The organism is Streptomyces virginiae (genome assembly GCF_041432505.1).
Lineage (GTDB): Bacteria > Actinomycetota > Actinomycetes > Streptomycetales > Streptomycetaceae > Streptomyces > Streptomyces virginiae_A.
This window is the reverse complement of record NZ_CP107872.1, coordinates 158,541-177,154: the sequence shown is the minus strand read 5'-3', so window position 1 is coordinate 177,154 and position 18,614 is coordinate 158,541. Positions and strand designations below refer to the sequence as shown.

Sequence of the window (18,614 nt, the reverse complement as noted above, 5' to 3'; positions counted from 1 at the left end):
GTGTAAGATTGCTCCATGACTACTGATGCCCTCTCATCCCCACCCCCTACCGGCCTGCGGGAATCCAAGAAGCAAGAGACCCGGCAGCTCATCTCCGACGTGGCCACCGGCTTGTTCCTCGCCCAGGGCTTTGAGCGGACCACCATTGCCGAGATCGCCGCCGCCGCGCGGGTGGCGAAGAAGACGGTGACCAACTACTTCCCGCGCAAGGAGGACCTGGCCTTGGATCACCAGGACGCCTTCACCGCATCCCTGGCCAGTACGGTGACCGGCCGTCAGGTCGGCGAGTCGGCCTCGTCGGCCCTGCGCCGGGCCTTCATCGACGCAACCGCAACCGCCGATCCGGTCGCCGGGTTCTCCGGTCCCGAATTCGCCCGCATGATCGCCGACAGTCCCACCCTTTCCGCTCGGCTGCGCGACCTGCACGACCTGCGAGAGGCCGCCTTGGCCGACGCCTTGGCCGACGCCACCGACGCACCCCGCGGCGACATCACCCCCCGCACCGCCGCCGCCCTGCTCGGTGCCGTGCACCGCACCCTGTTCCAGCGCATCCAGGAACTCACCCTCACCGGACAGGACAACGCCCAGATCTCCGCCACAGTCATCGCCGAGGCGGACAGCGCCTTCGGCCTGTTGGAGCCCGCACTCGCCGACTACGCCGAAGCGTGAGCCAGGCGTCGCTCTCGGCATTCCGACGGTGCCCGGTCCTCGGCAGCGAACGTGATCCACCGATACGGCCGCGCATCCAGGCACGACGGACAGACGTTGGTGTCGTCGAATCATCGGAGACCACGGCTGACCGTGTGACCGAGTTGCGCGCCAGAGGGCAGTGAGATGATCTTGAAGCCCTGAGCCCGGCCCCCGTATGTCAGAAGGACACGCGCCGTTCTGCCGGCGGCAGAACACCGGCCGGACCGGGCTCGATGATCACTACAGTCCCGTCTCATGACGACGATCACGACGCGCACGGTCGAGTATCCGGCCGACGGTTTGACGATGATCGGGCACCTCGCCCTCCCGGCCGGTGCCGACCGCCGGCCCGCGGTACTGCTCGGACCGGAGGGCATGGGGCTCAGCGACATCGAGCGCCGCAGGGCCGATGCTCTCGCCGAGCTGGGATATGTAGCGCTGGCCTTCGACCTTCATGGCGGGCGCTATCTGGGTGACCCCGAGGAGATGCTGGCCCGTTGCCTGCCGTTGCTCGCCGATCCAGACCGGATGCGTGGCATCGGCCATGCGGCGCTCGACGTGCTGCACACCGAACCGCGGACCGACCCCGACCGGATCGCCGCCGTCGGCTACGGCACCGGGGGCGCCATCGCACTGGAACTCGGGCGCGACGGCGTCGACCTGCGCGCGATCGGAACGGTCAATGCAACGACCACGGGCCGGCCGGGCGAGGCCGCGCGCATCCGCTGCCCGGTCTGGGCCGGGGTCGGGTCGGAAGACCCGATCATGGCGCCCGCGCAACGGAACGCGTTCACCGCCGAGATGCAGGCCGCAGGCGTCGACTGGCGCCTCACGGTCTACGGCGGCGCCTTGCACGCCTTCCACCACCCGCCCGTCGACCACCCCACGGTCCCCGGCGTCGGCTACCACCCACAGCACGCACAACGAGCCTGGCGCGACGTCGTCGACCTGCTCGCCGAATGCCTGCCCGTGACGGATGAACCGGGGCATGACCCAGGTATGCACGCCGGCTCCGGGCACTGACAGTCCCCACCTCCACGGCGAAGCCACTCAAGGCACGGCCCCTGAACGCCTACCTGCCCCCTCGTTGGCGCCGGGCGACCACATCGCCCACGCCTCCTCCACCAAGGACTCGACCCCTCGATCTCGCGACCCGCGCCGAAGTCGCCCAGCTGAGTGCAGCCGGTACGGCCACCCCTCACCCCCGGCACACCACCCGAAACAGGCTCAGTTGGAGCCCCGGTCTTCCGCGCCTGACGACGACACCTGCGCCGAGACGGTCGCCACCGAGCTCGGCGCCACCTGCTTCACGGCCTTGGTCCCGAATACTGGCAGCCATGACGAACACTCCTGCCGCACCCGTCCCGTTCTCCCGGATCAAGATCCGGACCGGGGCGCTGGTGTTCTGCGGCGACGACGTCGCCCTCATCCGCCGTGACCGCGCCGACTCCACCCACTACACCCCGCCCGGCGGCAACGTCGAACACGGCGAAGACCTCACCCGCGCCCTCGCCCGCGAGCTCGCGGAGGAACTCGGCCTGGACACGGCGGCGGCCGAGGGCGGGGACCTGATGTGGGTCGTCGACCAGCGCGTGACACGCCCCGGCCCCACCCCGCCGCCGCGCAAGCTCCACCTCATCTACCGCTTCCACATCAGCCCCGACATCCGGGCGACCCTCGCCGCGCAGGAACTGGACGAGCTCCCCGACGGCAGCCACGAGGTTGGTGTCATCGAGTGGATCGACTACCGCAACACTGCCGAACTACCCATCTTCCCGCCCATCGGCCCCGCCCTCGCCGCCCTCGCCGATCCCCACGCCGCCGTCACCGACACGGCGCTGGACGCCGTCACCGACGCGAACTACACATGGGTGTAGCACTCGCGCTCGTCAAGGCCGTATACAGCCCCGCGACTCGCCCCCTGAGAGGTGTCGGCCGAGAGGGAGGCTACGAGCGAGCGGCCGGCAAAGGGCGAGAAGGTGACTGCGGACCGAGTGCACTACGGGGACGGTGAGTGTGTAGGCGCGCCGTACGGCGAGGTCCGGGCGGACCACGACGCGAATGCCGTGCGGGGAGGGCTTGGTCGAAGACGGCGACGGATTGCCTGCGAGCCCAAGGAACCCGCGCCGGAGAACTGGGGCGACCACTTGGCGCTGTGGGCGCAGCTGCCAGGAGCGGGAGGGTGCACTGCCCTGGACGGTGCGTGGTCGACCTCGCCACACCCGAACTGACCGACGCGGTTTCGCGGTGGGGCGGCGTCGCCGAGATCGCGACACTCGGGAGCGCCTCCGCATTCACGGGCCGCTTATACGCCCATCCAGTGGGTCGGAAGTCCGGCGGATCTGATCGGCTACATGGGCGTCAGGTCCCGGACGAGGCGGGTCAGCTGCGGCGACGGGGCTACCTGCAACTCCGCTTGCAGCAAGCGCCGATATTCCTGGTATCGCTTGACGGCGGAGGCCACGTTGCCCTCGGCCAGGTGGACCTCGACGGCAATCCGGTGAGGAGTCTCGCGGAACGGGTCGATGGAGACGGCAGCGAGCGAGGCCTGCAACGCGGACAGGTGACGGCCCTCGGTCTGGAAATGCTGAGCCAGCGCCTCCAGGGCGTACAGCCTTAGCTGATCACAGCGTTCGCGGTGCAGCAGCAGCCATTCGTCGTCCCAGCCGGGGAGCAGGACCTGGCTCAGGTCTGCAACGAGTCCATCCCCGTCAGGGAGCTTGCATTCGCCGGAGACGAGGCGGTATGCCGCGTCCCACGCGTCGTGGAAGTCGACAGAGAATGACGTCGCGAGCGTGAGGCTGTGATCGAGGCTGTCGATGGGGGGTACTGGGCCGACCCTTCTGCCCTGACACAGCGCCGACCGCAGGTTGGCGGCAGCCCGACAGGGAGTGCAATCGGGCCACAACTGCTCGGCGACCGCACGTCGGTCCATGCCCTCGCGGTGCAAGGCCAGGAAGGCCAGCAACCTTTGAGCTGCATGGGAGACGGCGACGCGCCGCCCTCCACAGGTGACTTGGAAGGGCCGCAGGATTTCGAGATGGGCTCCTTGCGACACACATATCACTCTGCGCGACGACCTAGACGGCTGCAACCGGGCGGGGCGCATCTCACGGCTACCCGCCACGCCGACTCCGCGCGCTCCCGTCGGTGCATATATGCATCCACTGCGACGCAGGAACGTTTCTGCAACGTGTGCCGAAACGCCTCCGCGACGGAACTCGAACGTTTTCGACGAAACGCGAGAACGACCCCGAAACGGGTCCGTGGGACACCTTTCTCGTGGCCCGGCGCGTCAGACGCGACAGCCAAGCCACGCAGGACCGAATCAGTGCACGTCGAGATTGCGGTACGCGGAGGTTCAGCATGGACATCCGATCGGTGGTGCGCGGGATAGGCGGGGAGCAAGAGCTCCTCGGCAGCCCTGAGGTGCGCGTGGCGGTCCTCGACGGCCCGGTAGACATGGCACATCCCTGTTTCGCGGGATCGAACCTCACCCGGATGCCCACTCTGGTGTCGGGCCCGGCCGGCCCCGGGCCTATGTCGCTGCACGGCACGCATGTCACGAGTCTGCTCTTCGGCCAGCCCCAATCGCCGGTACCCGGCCTCGTGCCCCACTGCACCGGCTTGCTGCTTCCGGTGTTTCGGGAGTCCCCGGACGGCCGAATGGCACGCGTGCCGCAATTGGACCTGGCGCGGGCCGTGGAACAGGCCGTGGAGGCAGGGGCCCACGTCATCAACATCAGCGGTGGGGAGCGAACCCCCGAGGGCGCGCCAGACAGCATGCTGGAACGGGCGCTTCGACTGTGCGAGCAAAACGGGGTGCTGGTCGTCGCAGCCGTGGGCAACGACGGCTGCGACTGTCTCCAAGCCCCCGCTGCCACTCCGTCCGTGCTCGCCGTCGGGGCGGCCGACGCCACCGGAGCGCCGCTCGACATCAACAACTGGGGCATCGCCTACCGGCTGAACGGGGTTCTGGCCCCCGGACAGGACATCCAGGGCGCCGCGCCAGGCGGCGCGCTCGCCTCGCTGACCGGCAGCAGCTTCGCCGCCCCGGCCGTGACCGGGGTCGTCGCGCTGCTGGTGGCAAGGCAGCTGGCCCAAGGCCGCAAAGCCGACCCACTTGCCGCGGCCCGTGCTGTACGTGAGTCCGCGATCCGTCCGACCTGCGACCCGGACGACTCACCCCAGTGCCGCAGGCTCCTCGGCGGCCGGCTGAACACCGCCGGCGCCTTCGCCTTGGTCGACGGGCTGGGAAACCCGGCATCCGGCCCTCACGGCACGACGCACACCGAAGAGAAAGAGAGAGCCATCGTCATGGACACGAACGCCGCAAACGCCCAGGCCGAGGAACCGTCCGAGGCCGTACCCGCAGCCATGTCCCAGACACCCGCCAGCGCCGCAACCCCGATGCCCACAATGCAGACGGCGACCTCACACGGCGCACCAGCGCAGGCACCGGTCCCCGGCGAGGCTCAGGCCCCCGTGACCCCGTCCTCGGACTCGTGGCCCGCTCAACCGCCCTGGCCGCCCGCTCCTCCAGCGATGCAGCCCGGGGTTCAAGCCGCAGCCCAACCTGCCGCACCTCCTGTATATGCAGCACCTGCAGCGCCTCCGGCCTACGCCACGCCCCCTGCCTACCCGGCACCCGCCGCACCTGTTGCCTATACGGCACCCGTGGCCTACGCCGCACCTGCCGTTCCCCCGGCGAACAACGGTGTCTGCCCGTCCTGCGCCGGATGCGGCGGTACCTGCGGAGCCGCAGCCGGACATTCCAGCCCGAGCGGTGCCGCCCCGTCCGCCCCGGCGCCCTCCCCCGGCAAGCAGCTGATCTACGCGATCGGCACTATCGGGTTCGACTTCCAGACCGAAGCCCGCCGCGACAGCTTCCGTCAGCAGATGCCGCACATTGTCGTCCCGGCGACGAAGGGACATCCTGAAGAGGAGGTCCAGCCGAACATCTACGACCCCAAGCAGCTGCACGCCTACCTGAGCAAAAACCCGTGGGCCTCGGACAAGTTGACCTGGACGCTCAACGCGGACGCGACCCCGCTCTACGCCCTTGAAGCGGAAACTCCTGTGGGCATGGACTGGACCCGGCCGATCATCAAGAACCCCAAGGCGTCCGCGTACCAGGTGCATGGGCTTGCGGCCGGCGCCGCCGGCGACGTCAAGCAGCTCGCCGAACTCCTTGAGACCCTCGCCTACCCTCCGGTCTCCTTCGTTTACAGGACCTTCCGAGACGCGCTCCTGGGACAGACCAAGAGCAAGCAAGACGTCGACTTCGTCTCCCGAGTCTCGATTCCCGGTGTCCTCACAGACCGTACCGTCCGGCTGTTCTCGGGACAGGTCGTCCCCGTGGTCGAGGTCAAGAGCCGCGGCTTGTTCACCTGGAACGAGACACTGCTGGTCGACGCCGTCTTCGAAACAGTGCTCGCACTCAAGATTCGCGAAGCGCGCAAGGCGGCCGGAGCGAACGCGGCGGCACAAGACGCAGCCGAAGCCAAGGTGCGTCAGGAGTTCGCCGGAGAGAAGGGCAGGTTCCTCAAGGACACCGTGCGCGCACTGCTGGACAAGATCTACTGGAAGTTCCGCAACCTCGGGCAGAGCTCCGCCGACCGGGCGCTGAACGCGGCGGGCACCAACGCATTCCTGGTCGGCGCCGAGATCCAAGACGGCATTCTCTCCGCGGCGCACGTCCCCGGCAGGAACGACAACTTCTACGCCCTGGACACCGTCACCGTCTCCAAGAGCCCCTTCTGCCGTCCCGGCTCGGACTGCCAGGACGTCACCTTGACCTTCTTCGACCCGGAGAACGACCAGAGAGCGCCGGTGTCGTACCTGTTCACCTTCGACGTGAGCGATGACCTGCCCGTAAGCCTCGCTCCCGTGCACACGTTCATCGGCAGCGTCTGACTGCCGACCCAACCAAGGAGCCCCCATGCCCGAAACCAGGTCTCCAGTTCCCCCCGCACTTCCCCTCCAGGCTCCGCCGGTCACCCGCGAACCGTCACAAGCGCTGCAGGAGAGGCACGACGGCTACGGCGTGGAAGCCGCCCGCTCGGGCTGCGCGGAGCTGTGGGGTCCCGCACGGCAGATGTGTTACGCGCAGCGGGCGCAAACAGTCTGAGCGCACTGCGAGAGGCAGGACTTTGAGACTCCGGCGGGAACCTCCCACCGGCCAGTCACCAGGTGAAAGGTGAGAAAGATGAACGAGCCGTTTACGCGGCACGAGGAGAGGCCGGCTCCGTCCGGCACTCCGCGGACGCCGTTCCAGACCCCCGCCATCGACCGCAACCCGATCGGACCCAGGGGCTCCGGCGAAGGCGTCGACGGCGTCGAGGCCAACAACTTCTGGGGCAAGGCCCTGAACGTCCTGAAGAACGTCCTCTTCTAGGGACGCCACGCACCATCCGCCGCAGCGGTGGCGGGTACGTGGGTCCCCCGCCACCGCCGCACCGGCCAGAGAGGACGTCGGGATGAACACAGAGATCCCGCAGAGTGCACAGTCTCCGCCCGTCCTGCGGACGCCACTCCAGGCCCCTGCAATCGACCGGAGCCCTGCGACCCAGCGCGCCGAGGCCGACTCAACAGGCGTCGAGGCGAACTGGGAAATGCCCTGGACACTCATCGGCCATGGAGTGAGAGGCGCGTTGGACGCATGGCTCTCCAGTCGGACCTAGTGCCGAGGTACCTATGGAAAGGACACCGACATGAATCAAGATTCCTCACCCCGAGCCGGCCCGTCGGCCGACACACAGACACCTCTGCAAACGCCGGCGGTCGACCGCAGCCCAGCAGCCCCGCAGGCAGCAGACACCGCCCACGGCGGCGCGGAGGCGAACTGGGCAAAGCCCTGGGACCGGATCGGCCACGAATCCAAGCAAGGCATGTCCTGGCCTGGCGCACCATCCGTCTTCCAGCCCTGGGCACCGTAAGGAAAGGACTCAGACATGAACGAAGAGTTCACACCCCGACCAGTCACGTCGGCCGACCTGCAGACACCCTTCCAGGCGCCGGCAGTCGACCGCACCCCCGCAGCCCCCAGGGCTGCGGGCAGCGAGAGCAGCGGCGTCGAGGCGGACTTCGCCTGGCTGCTGCCTCTGGCCGCGAAGGCCGTCGGCTCTCTCTTCAGGTGAGAGCCGCGTGTCGGCAGCGGGTCCCTCCGCCGTTGCCGAGAAGGGAAAGGAGGCAGCATGTACGACCAGTCCGAATCGGACGCTGCGGATCGTGGAGCCCGGTTCAACCTCCCGGTGCTGGGGACACTGGAACGCCGATGGGACACATACCAGCCGTTCCTGAAGGTGATCGGGATCTACCACACCCTGGAGGACCCCAACAAGGTGGGCTACCGGGTGGAAGAGCCGCCACCGAAGTCCACTTTCGGCTCCGTCGTTGCAGACCCGTCCGCCTCTGACGGGCTGGACGACCGGGGCTGGGACTGCCCGCTGGGTGAACCCTGCACATGGATCGGCCCGGTCTAGGAGGTGCCCCCTCCCCGGCTGCCGCCCCCAAGGCCGCAGCCGGGGAGACCTATGCCCCGCCGGCCGCGACCCCGCCGACACGGCGGCGGACCGGCCGCCGGAGACCTCGAAACCCGCATCAGCGCTGGCGGTGTCCCGATTAATACTCCAGCTGTAGATCGTGATCAAGGGTTGACTGGCGTTGCGACCAGGAGGTGGGCCTGCTCTGCAGGAGCATCGGAGCAAGGCCGTTTGTCGTGATGGCGGTGCAGCTATCGTCAGCCCATGCAGCCAAAGGTGATCTTCTTCGACCTCGGAGGCGTCGTCTGCCGCTTCCATCCAGAGCGACGGCTTGCCGCGCTCGGTGCAGCATGCGGGCTCAGACTTTCTGATCAACGGAACGTGGCCGTTTCACGGCCCCGCTTCGCTCGACCGCGACACCATCCGGCAAGGTGTGGTCCGACCACATCTCAGGCGAGGGCGGTGCGCACCCCGGCCAGCACCTCGTCGGCGTGAGCGACTCCGGGGACCGGTGGGAGGGCATCATCGAGGCCCCTCAGGGCCGGTCGGTGAACGTGTCCGCCGAGGCCGTCGGCTCCGCATACCGGGTCCCGGCCGAGTGGGTCAGCTTCGCTGCCGGCCAACACCCCGGCGAGCAGTACGTGACGGTGAACCGGACACCGCCAGCGGAGCTGGACCCCAACACGATGGAGGGGATGTGGGCCCGCCTGGTCCGGCCGACGGTCATGCCTGGCACCCACCTCAAGGACGCCCAGGTCGACCCGGCGACCGGCGGCTGGGTGGCGTGGGTCGTAGCCGACGAGGACAAGGCGTCCCTCCCCGTTCCCAACCGCACGGACCTGGTGGGGGCGCTGCGGTCCACCATGACCCTGGTCGACTACCAGCCCAACAAGTCCGACCCCCGCAAGGCAAAGATCCACATCATGGAGAAGAACCCCCTGGAGGACGGGGTGCCCTTCCCCGGCCCGCAGGTGCTCAAGCCGTCCCCGGGCGGATACATCTCCATCGGGCGCGGCGTCTCCGGCCGCCCCGCCCGCCTCCAGCTCTTCGACCCCGTCCTCGGCGCGCAGCACGTGTTCATCGCCGGGGTCACCGGATCCGGCAAGGGCGGCGCCGTCCAGATCATCGCCCTCGCCGGACACCTTGCGGGGATGGCGATCATCTACGCCGACCCCAAGGGCAGCTCCAACCCCGACGTCGAGACGATGGCCGCGTACTCCGCCATCGGCGACGACGCGATCAAGGCGCTGCGCCTGTCCTACGCCATCCTCAAGCACCGGATCGCGGAGTCGGCGCGCCTGGGCCGCAAGAACTTCAAGGCGACGGACGGCTGCCCGTGGGTCATGACGGTCGTGGACGAGACGCACATGATCACCGACACGGCGACCGAGACCGGGAAGGAGGCGGTGTTCATCCTGGACAAGCTCGCCTCGCTGGGCCGCAACCTCGGCATGACGCTGCTGATCGTCAACCAGGCCGTCAACGCCGCCAAGCTCGGCGGAGACACCGCGATCCGCACCAACGTCATCCAAGGCGGCGCGATGATCATGCTGCGCACCGACAGCGCGCAGTCCAACCTCGTGACCGTGGAGGGCTTCGAGGGAATCGACCCCGGTGCGATCCCGGCCGCCTGGAACATCGAGGACGAGCCCCTCATCTGGTCCGACGACCTGCCCATCAACGACCCGGCGAGGACGTTCGGCCTCGGCTACGTCGGCTCGCCCGGCGAGCCGGTGCAGATGATGCGGACCTGGGTCCTGGAATCTGCCGCCCCCTACATCCGCCGCGACGCCATCATCTGGCCGCGGGACTTCACCAGCTGGGACGACCGGCACCAGATCGCCGACACCCCCGTGAACGGCGACGGCGACGCCCCTGCCGGTAGCAACTCGGACTGGGGCAGCGGTGGATACGAGCCCCCGCCCGGCGGCGGCTTCAAGGCACCGCAGGAGCCCGCCGCAGACGCCGCCGTCCTGGACTGCCTCGACGAAGCGCTCGGCGTGGAAATGCCGAAGGCCACGATCCTGGCCCTCACCGGCCTCAACGAGAAGACGCTTTCCAACACCCTGACCGACCTGGTCAAGAAGGGAGCCATCGAACGCGTCAAGAACGGCGTCTACCGCAAGAACCCGTAGAAGGGAGCCAGCCCCCATGCTCACCAACCTCGCGAGGCCCGCACACCGTGCGGGCCTCCCCCGCCCCGACGCCCGAGCCGTACAGGGCCTGATCGGCCAGGTCGACGCGGTGTTCGCCGCCGGCCCGACCGGCTACCCGGAGCCCAGCATCCGCCACACCCTGCTCACCGGCCGGGAGCTGATCATCCGTTACGGCTGGACCCGCGGAACCCTCTGCGACCGACACGGCCTGTGCCTCCTCGGGTCCGTCCAGGCCGCCGCCCTGGCCTACGACCCGGCCGTGTGGGCGAGGGAGGTACGGGCCGCCGAGGCGCAGCTCATGACCACCCTCGGCACCGCCGACCCCCAGGAGCTCCCCCGCTTCAACAACCGTCAGACGTGGGCCGGCCCGGTCCTCGACCTCCTGCTCCGAGCCGCGAACTGACCCAACTCGGGCTCCGGTAACCCCTGGGCGCACAGGCCCCGGCTGCGGTTTCATGAGGCCATGGAACCGAGCGAGGGCAGCAGCGACTTCGAGGCGCCGTGCAACTGCGGCGCCCTCGGCGACCACGAGCCCAACCGGAACTGTTCCCATCAGCCGGTGATCCAGATTGAAGTGACCGGTGGCCGCTCGGCCTGCCTCGAAGCCCTCGGGGTCCTCCGGGCCCACTACCACGTGTTCCCGGAGCACGAGTGGCAGGACCCGCACAGCGAGCAGTGGGTGTTCCAGCTCGGCGCTGTCCGGAACTACTGGCGGCCGCTCGCGCCGGCCCCGGTGCTCACCACACCGGTGGCGCCCACCCCGGAAGCCGCCGTACTCGCCTGCCTCCACGACGCGCTCGGCCTGGAAGTCGACGAGAACGCCATCGGCGCCCTCACCAACCTCCACGGCGAAACCCTTTCCACCACCCTGACCGCCCTGGTCAAGGTCGGCAAGATCGAACACGTCCGGCCCGGCTACTACCGCAAGAACGCCTAGCCGCAGCCCCCCAGCCCAGCCCCCCGCCCCGCCCGGAGAACCCTTCCCGGCGGGGCGTCGCACTGTCCTGCCCAAAACCCAGCCACCAGGAGACACCGCCCGTGCGCCGCTACGTCTACCGCCGCACCGTCTGCCGCACTACCAGCCCCGTCGTCCACCAGCTCGAGGACCTGGCCGCCCAGGGCGAGGCCCACCGCCTCGCGCTCCACGGCGGGCACATACCCGACGACGAAGCCGCGGGCCAGGTCGACCGTCTCGGCCGCTGGTACGCCGCCCTGGGACCGTTGATCGCGATGCACGCACGTATCACGGACGGGCTCAGCGACCTCCGCGACCCCAAGGGCACGGGCCACCCCTTCTGGGCCTCCGCCGCCGCCACCCTCCTCCTCGGCAGCGCGGCCGCCCTCGTCCTCGGCATCCTCTCCGCCGCGCTCTGACCCTGTACCGACCGCCCTGCCTGGCCACCGGCCCCGGGCCGCCCCGCACCCGGGCGGCCCGGGGCCGGTGCCCGGACAGGCCGACCGGCCTACACGCTCAACCCGCGCCCGCCGCCACGCAACCGAGGGGCTGCGGGCGCATCCACGTCCACACACCGAGCGAAGGGAACCTGATGAAACTGGACGAGAGCGAGTTCCTCGTCGGCACCTTCCACGGACGCCACGATGGCGTCCCGGCCGAGGTCACCTCCACCCGCGACGACACCCGCCCCGAGCCGCACGCCTGGACCTGAACCTGCGGTGCGACCCGGTCCTTGCCCACCGAGGACGCCGCGTTCTCCTCCGCCTGGCGGCACACGCACCCCACGCCCGTCGACCGGCTGCGGCAGTGGGCCGCCCGATGGCTGCGCTCCCGCACCGCCAGCTGACCTGACGCTCTGCCCGTCTCACGGCCTCGCCGCACAACCGCACCGACCCATCTGCCACGCGCCCGCCTACACCAGCACGACGTCGGCGGGGCGCAGCGCTGACCACCCCGCGAACTGAGCAGGAAAGAAGACGAGATGCATGAGCTCGACGAGCACACGCCCTACCGGCACGCGCGCTACCAGTTCACCCCGCTCCCGCTGATCCAGCGCGGCCTCGCCTACCACGAGGCCGGCCACGTCGTGCTCGGCCAGCTCGTCGGCTTCACCTGCGAGCGCGTACGGATCCACACGATCACCCGCGACGGTGTCACCGGCTGGACCGGCGCCACGACCTGGGCCCGGTCCTTCGGGACCTAGCTGGACGTCGCCGTGGTCTGCGGAGCCGCCGGCCAGGCTGCCGACCTCCACCAGCTCGCCAAGTCCGGCCGCCTCACCCCCCAGACGGCGAGCCTCACCGTGGCCGACCACGACAAGCAGATGACGCTGAACATCCTCACCGCTGCGGGCGTCCAGGTCACCGAGACCGGACCGGCCCCCGACGGCGGCCTGGCCTGGGACCACGTCATGGCCACCGCCCAACAGCGCGTCGACGGCGAGTGGGACCGCATCACCGCCGTCGCCGAAGCACTCCTCGCCGCACCGGACTTCACCCTCACCGGCACCCAGGCCGCGCAGTTCGCTGGCATCACCGCCTGATCCAAGCGGCCAGCCCCGCCCGCCGCGCCCCGGCCCCCGCTACCCGCAGCGCCCCGACCGCCTGCCCACCGCCTGGAGCTGCATGACGGCCCCGGCCCCGGTCACGCACCGGCTGGCCGCGTGAGCCAGCCCCGTCCCGACCGCACCGGCCGGGACGGGGACCGCACCACCGGGCGGCCGCAGCACCGGCAAAGGCCGGCCGCCCGCTCCTTCACCCTTCGAGATCAGGAGAACCCCAGCATGACGCACCGTCCCGCCGTCTTCGCCGCCCTGCTCGGACTGACCCGCGCCGGAAGCGCCATCGGAGATTTCTGGGTCCAGAACGACTTCTGTGCCCGCGTGAAGGGCGCTTCCGACGAACACCCGGTCACCTTCAAGGACCCCGTCACCGAGAAGGGGACCACCCACGGCACCGCCGACGGCCGGGCCGCCTGCCTGCACCACTGCCTGACCTACGTGGCCACACAGGCGATCGTCGCCGGGCTCGGCGCCCGCGCACTCGGCATCCGGGTCCACCCCGCCGCGGCCGCCGCCGCGCTCGCGGTCTCGTTCGGCACCCACTACGCCGCCGACCGCCGCGTCCCGGGCGAGGGGCTGCTGGAGAAGCTCGCCGACAAGACCGGCAAGGGCGGCTTCTACCGCCTCGCCTCGCACGGCATCAACGGCGCGTTCCACCTCGACGGCGCCTTCCACCACGGCTGCGAGACCGTCGCCGCGCTCATCGCCACCACCCACGCGACCACCCGGTGACCCGCCCGTCCCGCACGCGCCTCCCATCCGCACCCAAGCCCAAGGAGTTTCCTCGCATGACGTCCTCGACCTTCCCGTCCCTGCCGGATATTGGTAACTGCTGATATCACAACCTGCGGAGTGGTCGGGTGAGCTGGCTCATCGGCCCCTGATGATGTCTTCGTCAACCGGCTGTTCGTCGTCGATGTAGTCGTAGGGGTCGTCATCCAGTAGGACGTCCTCGTTCAGGTCACCCAAGTGGATGAGGAGCTTGCTGTCCACTTCGAGGTCGCATGCTGCGCAGTGGAAGCCATAGGGGACGAGGTAGACCTCGTTCAGGCCGCTGGCGTCTGCGTAAAGGTTTACCTCGCCAGCCACCCACCCCTGGGATCCGCAGGCCGGGCACTGCTTCGGAGCTTCCCGGCTCATGGTGAGCAGGGGCTGACTGGTGATCGCGGCCAGCACCACATCGCGCTCCTTGCGCGACATGTGCCCGAATCGTTGTTCGAACATTGCGCGGGCCTTGACCAGCAGAGCTTCCGCCGCAACTCGCTCCTTTCGGACCTGTTCATCGACCAGCTTGTGATGCAGGACCAGGTAGGGGCCCCAGTATCCGTTCGGATCGATCTTCAGTTCTTCGAGAACCGGGTCGACCAAGCGCAAGCAGATCGTGAAGACCGCTTCGGCTTGCGTCGCGTCGTGTATCGCGCTGTGTGCGACCCCGTTTCGGGCGTCCGCCAGAGGCTCCAGAGCCTTCTTGTCGATCGGGATCTTCTTGGGGAGGAGCTTGAGCACCCGTTCATGGGCCTCAGCGAGACCGATGGTCTTCACCTTGGCCAGAGGGCCCGCGTGGGAGCCCAGCCCCGTGGCATGCAGCAGCGAGTCGAAGTGCCGGCCGTCGACGATCAGCGCCGGGTGAATCCCAGCGAGGTAGGCCTTGAGCAGGTGCTCCGTAGCGATCCCAGCATGGTGAACGGCGAAGTCGTAGCCCTCCGGCCCCTCGACGAAGGCCGCCAGTGCGGCACTCATCCACCGTTGTGATGATCTTTTCAGCTGCTCTGAGTCCATGGCCGAGACGATAGGGCCGCGGAACCACTGAGTGCCTCGGGATTAGCCAGCAGGCTGGGCACGGCTCTGGAGTTCTGCCGCACACCTTCGAGAACGGCCCCGCGCGATGACGGCCACGCTCCCCGCGCAGCGCACCGTCCTGAAGCGGTTCCCCGCCGGCCACCCCCGCGGATCCTGGCCCGCCGACGAATACGCCGCCGCCCAGCGCGCCCAGGGCACCGACGCCCGCGTCGTCATGGACCTCGCCAGCGACCAGTTCCTCGTCGTCACCGACACCGCCCACCCTTAACCGAGAGGCGAAGATGACCGAGAACGAGACCGTCCAGTACACCGCCGACGTGGTCACCGTCACCCCGAGCGGCCACGTCCTGCTGATCGAGCGCGGCCGGCCCCCTTCGAAGGCGCCTGGGCGCTGCCGGGCGGGCACGTCGACGCCGGCGAAGCGCCGTACGTGGCCGCAGCCCGCGAACTCGCCGAAGAGACCGGCGTCCACGTCCCCGTCGGCGCCCTGCACCAGATCGGCGTCTGGGAACAGGTCGACCGGGACCCGCGCGGCCGCTACGTCACCTTCGCCTACATGGCCGTCGTCGCTGACGGCACGCAGGCCACCGCCGGAGACGACGCCCGCACCGCCCGCTGGTGGCCCCTGGACGAGCTGCCCGAGCAGGTGGCGTTCGACCACGCCGACATCATCAGCGCGGCCGTGATCCCCAACTCCTGACGAGCCACCACCCGGAGCGCCGCCCCGGCCTTCCCGGCTCGGGCCGGCGCTCCGCCGTTCCGCTCCTCACCAGCAACCTGGAGGCACCTTCATGCACCCGATCCGCCTGACCTCGTTCGGCTACCTCCACCTGCCCACCGGCCCGGACGGCTCCCCCGTCCCGCCCGCCGCCGACCGGATCGAAGACGTCCGCGCCCGGCTCCGCGACCCGGCCGCCGCCCGCGACATCCTCGACCTCGACGGCCTCAACCTCCGCGTCCAGGACGTCGTCCTGAACACCCCCGGCGCCCGCGAGCTCCTCGCCAACCTCGCCGACTACACCGACCTCCCCGCCGGCCCCAGCCACATCGCCATCGGTTGTGCAGGAGGTAGGCACAGGGCATCCGGACTCACCGAACTCCTCGGACGTGAACTCCGCGCCCGCGGCCGCGAGGTCGTCGTCGACCACTTGCACGTCCATCTGCCGCGCGTCCTCAAGACGCCCACCGCCCACCCCGAGCAGGAGACCGCCCGATGATCCGACGCTTCCGCCGCGGGGCACACTCACGTGCCCCCGTGGTGTCGGGAGGGCAGGGGGTGTCGCTACCTTTGGAGCATGACTTACAACTCGGCGCCCCGTTCGGTTGGGAGGACTGAGGTGCAGTGGACTGCTGTTGACCCTTTCGCTCCGGACGAGGCGCGAGTGCTTGCGCAGCAGGTCGAGATATCCCCGGCCGTGCGTCGTGCCTACGTGGCCGCGCACATCGTCTCCGACGAGACCGCTGAGCAGCAGATCCGCCAGCTCCTTGAGCGGATCCTGCAGACCGGCAGGATCGCCCGGAGCCCGTCGGGATGGCGTGCCCGCAGCCATAAGGCCGACAGCCCGGACGACGGTTCGCCCGAGAGCTCGTACGCCTTCATCCTGGACAGCGCCTGTCGCCGTGTCGTTGCGTACCTGGGCCCGGCGGTCTCCTGGTTCGATCAGGAGACCCATATCCCGACCGAGGACCTGCTGCACCAACTCGACGAGCGACGTCGGATGGAAGCCGAAGCCCAGCGGCTCAAGGCGCGGCGGCAGGAGGAGCAGGCGCAGCGGCAGGCGGCGCACGAGGAGCGCATGCGCGTCGAACGTGCGGAGGCGGAGGCACGCCGGGTGGCGGCGCTTCCCGTACCGACCTGGCCCTTGTTCGACGCCGATCAGGCGTACGACCGGGACGGCCGGGCTGTACCCCTGCCGCATCCCAGGCGTCCCGTCACCGACGAGGAGTCCATTCGTCGCGCGGGCCGCCGCCCCGATGTCCTCTTCCACGCCGATGCCCTGAACTCCCCGTTCTTCCGTGATGTTCCCCTCGAGGAGCGTCCACAGGCGCTGCGCGCGGTGGTGGACAGTCTGCTGCGGGCGCCGACCAAGGGCAGGGTGACCATCGGGCCCGCGTCCATCACGGTCAACGGGCTGAAGGTGACGTTCACTTTGACGCCTGATTGCGCCGTGGTTCGTACTCTCAACCCGCCGAAGCCGGGCAACAACGAGCCTGCGCGATATCGGGCGGATCGCTGGAAGCTCCCCCGCCCGAAGAAGAGCGAGTAGCAGCTCCTTGCCAGCTTTTCGCCGTGGTCCGGTGGTGCGGGTTGTGTGGCGAGCGGTCCTGCCAGCCCAGTCCACTCCGCCTGGCTGCTGCACGGCTCGCTGCCCTGGCCAAGATAACGATTGGCCGGCATAGGCGGAGTGGGCCCCCACGATGGTGGTCTCGGGATGCATGAGCCGAGACCTGCAGCGGCAGGCCGCAGGAGTCGGCGGCAACGGCCTTTCCTGCCCTTGATCCTTTTCGCAGCGTCATAGCCGAGTGAGTCTCTGCCGAGCCACGGGGTAGGAAGAACCTCATGCCCGATCACGCTCTCATGATCAACGCCGACACTCGCAGACTCGGCGGATTGCGCCATCCGCGCGATGTCCGAGAGCCTGCGTTGTGAACTCCGAACTCGCAGAAGCTCTGAACCGGCGAGCAGGCAGGGACCAGGAAGCCCGTCGCGCGGCGCAGGAGACCGGCTTGGCCGGTGATCTCCTGAGCATCGACGCGGACAACACCGCGTGGCTCAAGAGCATCGTCGCCGAGCACGGCTGGCCCGGTGTCGATCTGGTCGGAGAAGAAGGCGCCGAGATGGCGTGGCTCCTAGCCCAGCACGCGGATCGTGAGCCGCAGTTCCAGCAGCGTGCCTTGGAGTTGCTCACGGCCGCTGTCGAAGCCGGGCAGGCACCTCGTCGTCATCTCGCCTACCTCACCGACAGGTGTCTGGTCGGGGCCGGCGAGCCGCAGGTGTACGGGACGCAATACGTCAGCGGCCCGGACGGTACCGGCCTGAGGCTGCACGCAGTTGCCGATCCGGAGGGTCTCGATGCCCGGCGTGAGGCAGTAGGTCTGGAGCCGTCGGCGGCGTACGACCGTCGGATGCGTGGCCAGGAGTAACGACCGGCGGTTCAGCGGCTCGCGCCGGTACTGCCCGGAGCATAAGTGCGGCTGGTGGAGGGTCGGACGCCTGGTCCTTCGCCGGCAACCCACCCAGGTGACTGCCCTCGCCCTCCGGTGCTCCTCCCCAACTTCCCCGGGCGATGAATCGACGTCGTCGGCGGTCCCGGGTTGAAGGCTCGCGACCTTCTGCCGGTCTCAGCCCTCCGGGCCTGATGAAGCTGTCCAGTGCGCCGTTCCTCTGCTTCGGCCGGACCAGGCCTGCGTGAATTGCCTGGGTCGGGCGCGGCGCTTCCCAGGCTGGTACGCGGGTGTCCTGTCTCACTGAGGATTGACCGATCTCACCGAAGGTTGGTCAGTGCCTACCGATCAGCGCAGGCGTGCAAGTCGCAGTTGGGCTTCGTTGCGGACATCGGGGTCTCGGTCCGCTACCAACGACCGGAGCTGCACGATCAGCTCGTCGCCGTCGTGTCCGGTCACCCAGCGCGGGTCACAGTCAAGCTCCGCAGCGAGCTGATCGACAGTTCCCTGGTCAGAGGCGACTGCACGAGCAGCGAGTACGGCCCGCAGGCCGGCCAGATCTCTCCGAGCCAAGAGAGCTGACGCAGTATCCGAGGTCACGCCGGTGTCCTGTGCGTCCAGCAAGAGACGGTGCAGGACTCCTGCGACACCCTCAATCTGCGATGCTGCCGCCAGACGTCGTCCTGCGGCAGCCCTCACAGACCAGGCCGGCGATTCCGCTGCGGCAATCGCGTCGCGAAGCCCTTGCTCGGTGAAGTCATCCACACCACCAGGGTGCCAGCGGGATGTCTCGTTGAGACAAC

22 protein-coding genes are annotated in these 18,614 nt (G+C 69.2%); 19 read left to right on the top strand and 3 right to left on the bottom strand.

What is annotated here, in order from left to right; all coding sequences use genetic code 11:
- The first annotated feature begins 15 nt into the window (after positions 1-15).
- The 3 genes from OG624_RS41825 to OG624_RS41815 all read left to right on the top strand — a co-directional run bounded on the left by OG624_RS41825 (position 16) and on the right by OG624_RS41815 (position 2,567).
- Complete coding sequence (locus OG624_RS41825; protein WP_033220367.1) at positions 16-669, top strand: TetR/AcrR family transcriptional regulator; 654 nt, start codon at positions 16-18, stop codon at positions 667-669.
- A 276-nt stretch (positions 670-945) separates the two neighbouring features.
- Positions 946-1,713: a dienelactone hydrolase family protein gene (locus OG624_RS41820; protein ID WP_033220366.1), complete on the top strand. Its 768-nt coding sequence runs from the start codon at positions 946-948 to the stop codon at positions 1,711-1,713.
- A gap of 314 nt (positions 1,714-2,027) precedes the next feature.
- Positions 2,028-2,567 carry an NUDIX domain-containing protein gene (locus OG624_RS41815; RefSeq protein ID WP_033220365.1) on the top strand — a complete coding sequence of 180 codons (540 nt, stop codon included), beginning with the start codon at positions 2,028-2,030 and terminating at the stop codon, positions 2,565-2,567.
- Positions 2,568-3,040: 473 nt separating this feature from the next.
- Here OG624_RS41815 and OG624_RS41810 read toward each other — a convergent pair whose 3' ends face one another.
- The gene (locus OG624_RS41810; RefSeq protein ID WP_371640953.1) at positions 3,041-3,748 is read right to left on the bottom strand and encodes an AfsR/SARP family transcriptional regulator; all 708 of its coding nucleotides are present in this window, start codon (positions 3,746-3,748) and stop codon (positions 3,041-3,043) included.
- Positions 3,749-4,056: 308 nt separating this feature from the next.
- On the opposite strand from OG624_RS41810, the gene OG624_RS41805 reads away from it, so the two are divergent.
- From OG624_RS41805 to OG624_RS41755, 11 genes are all read left to right on the top strand, one after another.
- Complete coding sequence (locus OG624_RS41805) at positions 4,057-6,606, top strand: S8 family serine peptidase (RefSeq protein ID WP_331721014.1); 2,550 nt, start codon at positions 4,057-4,059, stop codon at positions 6,604-6,606.
- A gap of 292 nt (positions 6,607-6,898) precedes the next feature.
- Positions 6,899-7,087: a hypothetical protein gene (locus OG624_RS41800; protein ID WP_033220362.1), complete on the top strand. Its 189-nt coding sequence runs from the start codon at positions 6,899-6,901 to the stop codon at positions 7,085-7,087.
- 556 nt (positions 7,088-7,643) lie between these two features.
- Positions 7,644-7,829: a hypothetical protein gene (locus OG624_RS41795; protein WP_033220360.1), complete on the top strand. Its 186-nt coding sequence runs from the start codon at positions 7,644-7,646 to the stop codon at positions 7,827-7,829.
- A gap of 57 nt (positions 7,830-7,886) precedes the next feature.
- The gene (locus OG624_RS41790) at positions 7,887-8,174 is read left to right on the top strand and encodes a hypothetical protein (RefSeq protein WP_033220358.1); all 288 of its coding nucleotides are present in this window, start codon (positions 7,887-7,889) and stop codon (positions 8,172-8,174) included.
- A 431-nt stretch (positions 8,175-8,605) separates the two neighbouring features.
- Complete coding sequence (locus OG624_RS41785) at positions 8,606-10,309, top strand: hypothetical protein (RefSeq protein ID WP_331721013.1); 1,704 nt, start codon at positions 8,606-8,608, stop codon at positions 10,307-10,309.
- Between the two features lie 16 nt (positions 10,310-10,325).
- Positions 10,326-10,733, top strand: coding sequence for a DUF6197 family protein (locus OG624_RS41780; protein WP_033220356.1), 408 nt, complete (start codon positions 10,326-10,328; stop codon positions 10,731-10,733).
- 60 nt (positions 10,734-10,793) lie between these two features.
- Complete coding sequence (locus OG624_RS41775; RefSeq protein WP_033220354.1) at positions 10,794-11,267, top strand: hypothetical protein; 474 nt, start codon at positions 10,794-10,796, stop codon at positions 11,265-11,267.
- Positions 11,268-11,368: 101 nt separating this feature from the next.
- Positions 11,369-11,704, top strand: a complete 336-nt coding sequence (locus OG624_RS41770) for a hypothetical protein (RefSeq protein ID WP_033220352.1) — start codon at positions 11,369-11,371, stop codon at positions 11,702-11,704.
- Between the two features lie 563 nt (positions 11,705-12,267).
- Positions 12,268-12,489, top strand: coding sequence for a hypothetical protein (locus tag OG624_RS41765; protein WP_331721012.1), 222 nt, complete (start codon positions 12,268-12,270; stop codon positions 12,487-12,489).
- Positions 12,490-12,501: 12 nt separating this feature from the next.
- Complete coding sequence (locus OG624_RS41760; RefSeq protein WP_331721011.1) at positions 12,502-12,828, top strand: hypothetical protein; 327 nt, start codon at positions 12,502-12,504, stop codon at positions 12,826-12,828.
- Between the two features lie 240 nt (positions 12,829-13,068).
- Positions 13,069-13,578 (top strand): hypothetical protein, encoded by a 510-nt coding sequence (locus OG624_RS41755; protein WP_371640952.1) that lies wholly within the window; start codon positions 13,069-13,071, stop codon positions 13,576-13,578.
- 138 nt (positions 13,579-13,716) lie between these two features.
- Here OG624_RS41755 and OG624_RS41750 read toward each other — a convergent pair whose 3' ends face one another.
- Positions 13,717-14,586 carry a hypothetical protein gene (locus tag OG624_RS41750; protein ID WP_033220348.1) on the bottom strand — a complete coding sequence of 290 codons (870 nt, stop codon included), beginning with the start codon at positions 14,584-14,586 and terminating at the stop codon, positions 13,717-13,719.
- Positions 14,587-14,731: 145 nt separating this feature from the next.
- Here OG624_RS41750 and OG624_RS41745 point away from each other — a divergent pair, with 145 nt between their 5' ends.
- The 5 genes from OG624_RS41745 to OG624_RS41725 all read left to right on the top strand — a co-directional run bounded on the left by OG624_RS41745 (position 14,732) and on the right by OG624_RS41725 (position 17,790).
- Positions 14,732-14,914, top strand: coding sequence for a hypothetical protein (locus tag OG624_RS41745; RefSeq protein ID WP_331721008.1), 183 nt, complete (start codon positions 14,732-14,734; stop codon positions 14,912-14,914).
- A gap of 123 nt (positions 14,915-15,037) precedes the next feature.
- On the top strand, positions 15,038-15,346 hold the full coding sequence (locus OG624_RS41740) for an NUDIX hydrolase (protein WP_331721043.1): 309 nt from the start codon (positions 15,038-15,040) through the stop codon (positions 15,344-15,346).
- Positions 15,347-15,437: 91 nt separating this feature from the next.
- The gene (locus tag OG624_RS41735) at positions 15,438-15,863 is read left to right on the top strand and encodes a RapZ C-terminal domain-containing protein (protein ID WP_331721007.1); all 426 of its coding nucleotides are present in this window, start codon (positions 15,438-15,440) and stop codon (positions 15,861-15,863) included.
- A gap of 78 nt (positions 15,864-15,941) precedes the next feature.
- A complete protein-coding gene (locus OG624_RS41730; RefSeq protein ID WP_371640951.1) occupies positions 15,942-16,913 on the top strand; it encodes a hypothetical protein in 972 nt (323 codons plus the stop codon).
- A 460-nt stretch (positions 16,914-17,373) separates the two neighbouring features.
- Positions 17,374-17,790, top strand: a complete 417-nt coding sequence (locus OG624_RS41725; protein ID WP_244290793.1) for a DUF6624 domain-containing protein — start codon at positions 17,374-17,376, stop codon at positions 17,788-17,790.
- 369 nt (positions 17,791-18,159) lie between these two features.
- On the opposite strand, the gene OG624_RS41720 is transcribed toward OG624_RS41725, so the two are convergent.
- Positions 18,160-18,576 (bottom strand): hypothetical protein, encoded by a 417-nt coding sequence (locus tag OG624_RS41720; protein ID WP_158711825.1) that lies wholly within the window; start codon positions 18,574-18,576, stop codon positions 18,160-18,162.
- Between the last annotated feature and the right edge of the window lie 38 nt (positions 18,577-18,614).

What these genes read in the sequence shown, in the direction of transcription:
- OG624_RS41825 (WP_033220367.1), top strand. Translation starts at nt 16, where the DNA reads ATGACTACTGATGCCCTCTCATCCCCACCCCCTACCGGCCTGCGGGAA.
- OG624_RS41820 (WP_033220366.1), top strand. Translation starts at nt 946, where the DNA reads ATGACGACGATCACGACGCGCACGGTCGAGTATCCGGCCGACGGTTTG.
- OG624_RS41815 (WP_033220365.1), top strand. Translation starts at nt 2,028, where the DNA reads ATGACGAACACTCCTGCCGCACCCGTCCCGTTCTCCCGGATCAAGATC.
- OG624_RS41805 (WP_331721014.1), top strand. Translation starts at nt 4,057, where the DNA reads ATGGACATCCGATCGGTGGTGCGCGGGATAGGCGGGGAGCAAGAGCTC.
- OG624_RS41800 (WP_033220362.1), top strand. Translation starts at nt 6,899, where the DNA reads ATGAACGAGCCGTTTACGCGGCACGAGGAGAGGCCGGCTCCGTCCGGC.
- OG624_RS41795 (WP_033220360.1), top strand. Translation starts at nt 7,644, where the DNA reads ATGAACGAAGAGTTCACACCCCGACCAGTCACGTCGGCCGACCTGCAG.
- OG624_RS41790 (WP_033220358.1), top strand. Translation starts at nt 7,887, where the DNA reads ATGTACGACCAGTCCGAATCGGACGCTGCGGATCGTGGAGCCCGGTTC.
- OG624_RS41780 (WP_033220356.1), top strand. Translation starts at nt 10,326, where the DNA reads ATGCTCACCAACCTCGCGAGGCCCGCACACCGTGCGGGCCTCCCCCGC.
- OG624_RS41775 (WP_033220354.1), top strand. Translation starts at nt 10,794, where the DNA reads ATGGAACCGAGCGAGGGCAGCAGCGACTTCGAGGCGCCGTGCAACTGC.
- OG624_RS41765 (WP_331721012.1), top strand. Translation starts at nt 12,268, where the DNA reads ATGCATGAGCTCGACGAGCACACGCCCTACCGGCACGCGCGCTACCAG.
- OG624_RS41755 (WP_371640952.1), top strand. Translation starts at nt 13,069, where the DNA reads ATGACGCACCGTCCCGCCGTCTTCGCCGCCCTGCTCGGACTGACCCGC.
- OG624_RS41750 (WP_033220348.1), bottom strand. Translation starts at nt 14,586, where the DNA reads ATGAGTGCCGCACTGGCGGCCTTCGTCGAGGGGCCGGAGGGCTACGAC.
- OG624_RS41745 (WP_331721008.1), top strand. Translation starts at nt 14,732, where the DNA reads ATGACGGCCACGCTCCCCGCGCAGCGCACCGTCCTGAAGCGGTTCCCC.
- OG624_RS41735 (WP_331721007.1), top strand. Translation starts at nt 15,438, where the DNA reads ATGCACCCGATCCGCCTGACCTCGTTCGGCTACCTCCACCTGCCCACC.
- OG624_RS41730 (WP_371640951.1), top strand. Translation starts at nt 15,942, where the DNA reads ATGACTTACAACTCGGCGCCCCGTTCGGTTGGGAGGACTGAGGTGCAG.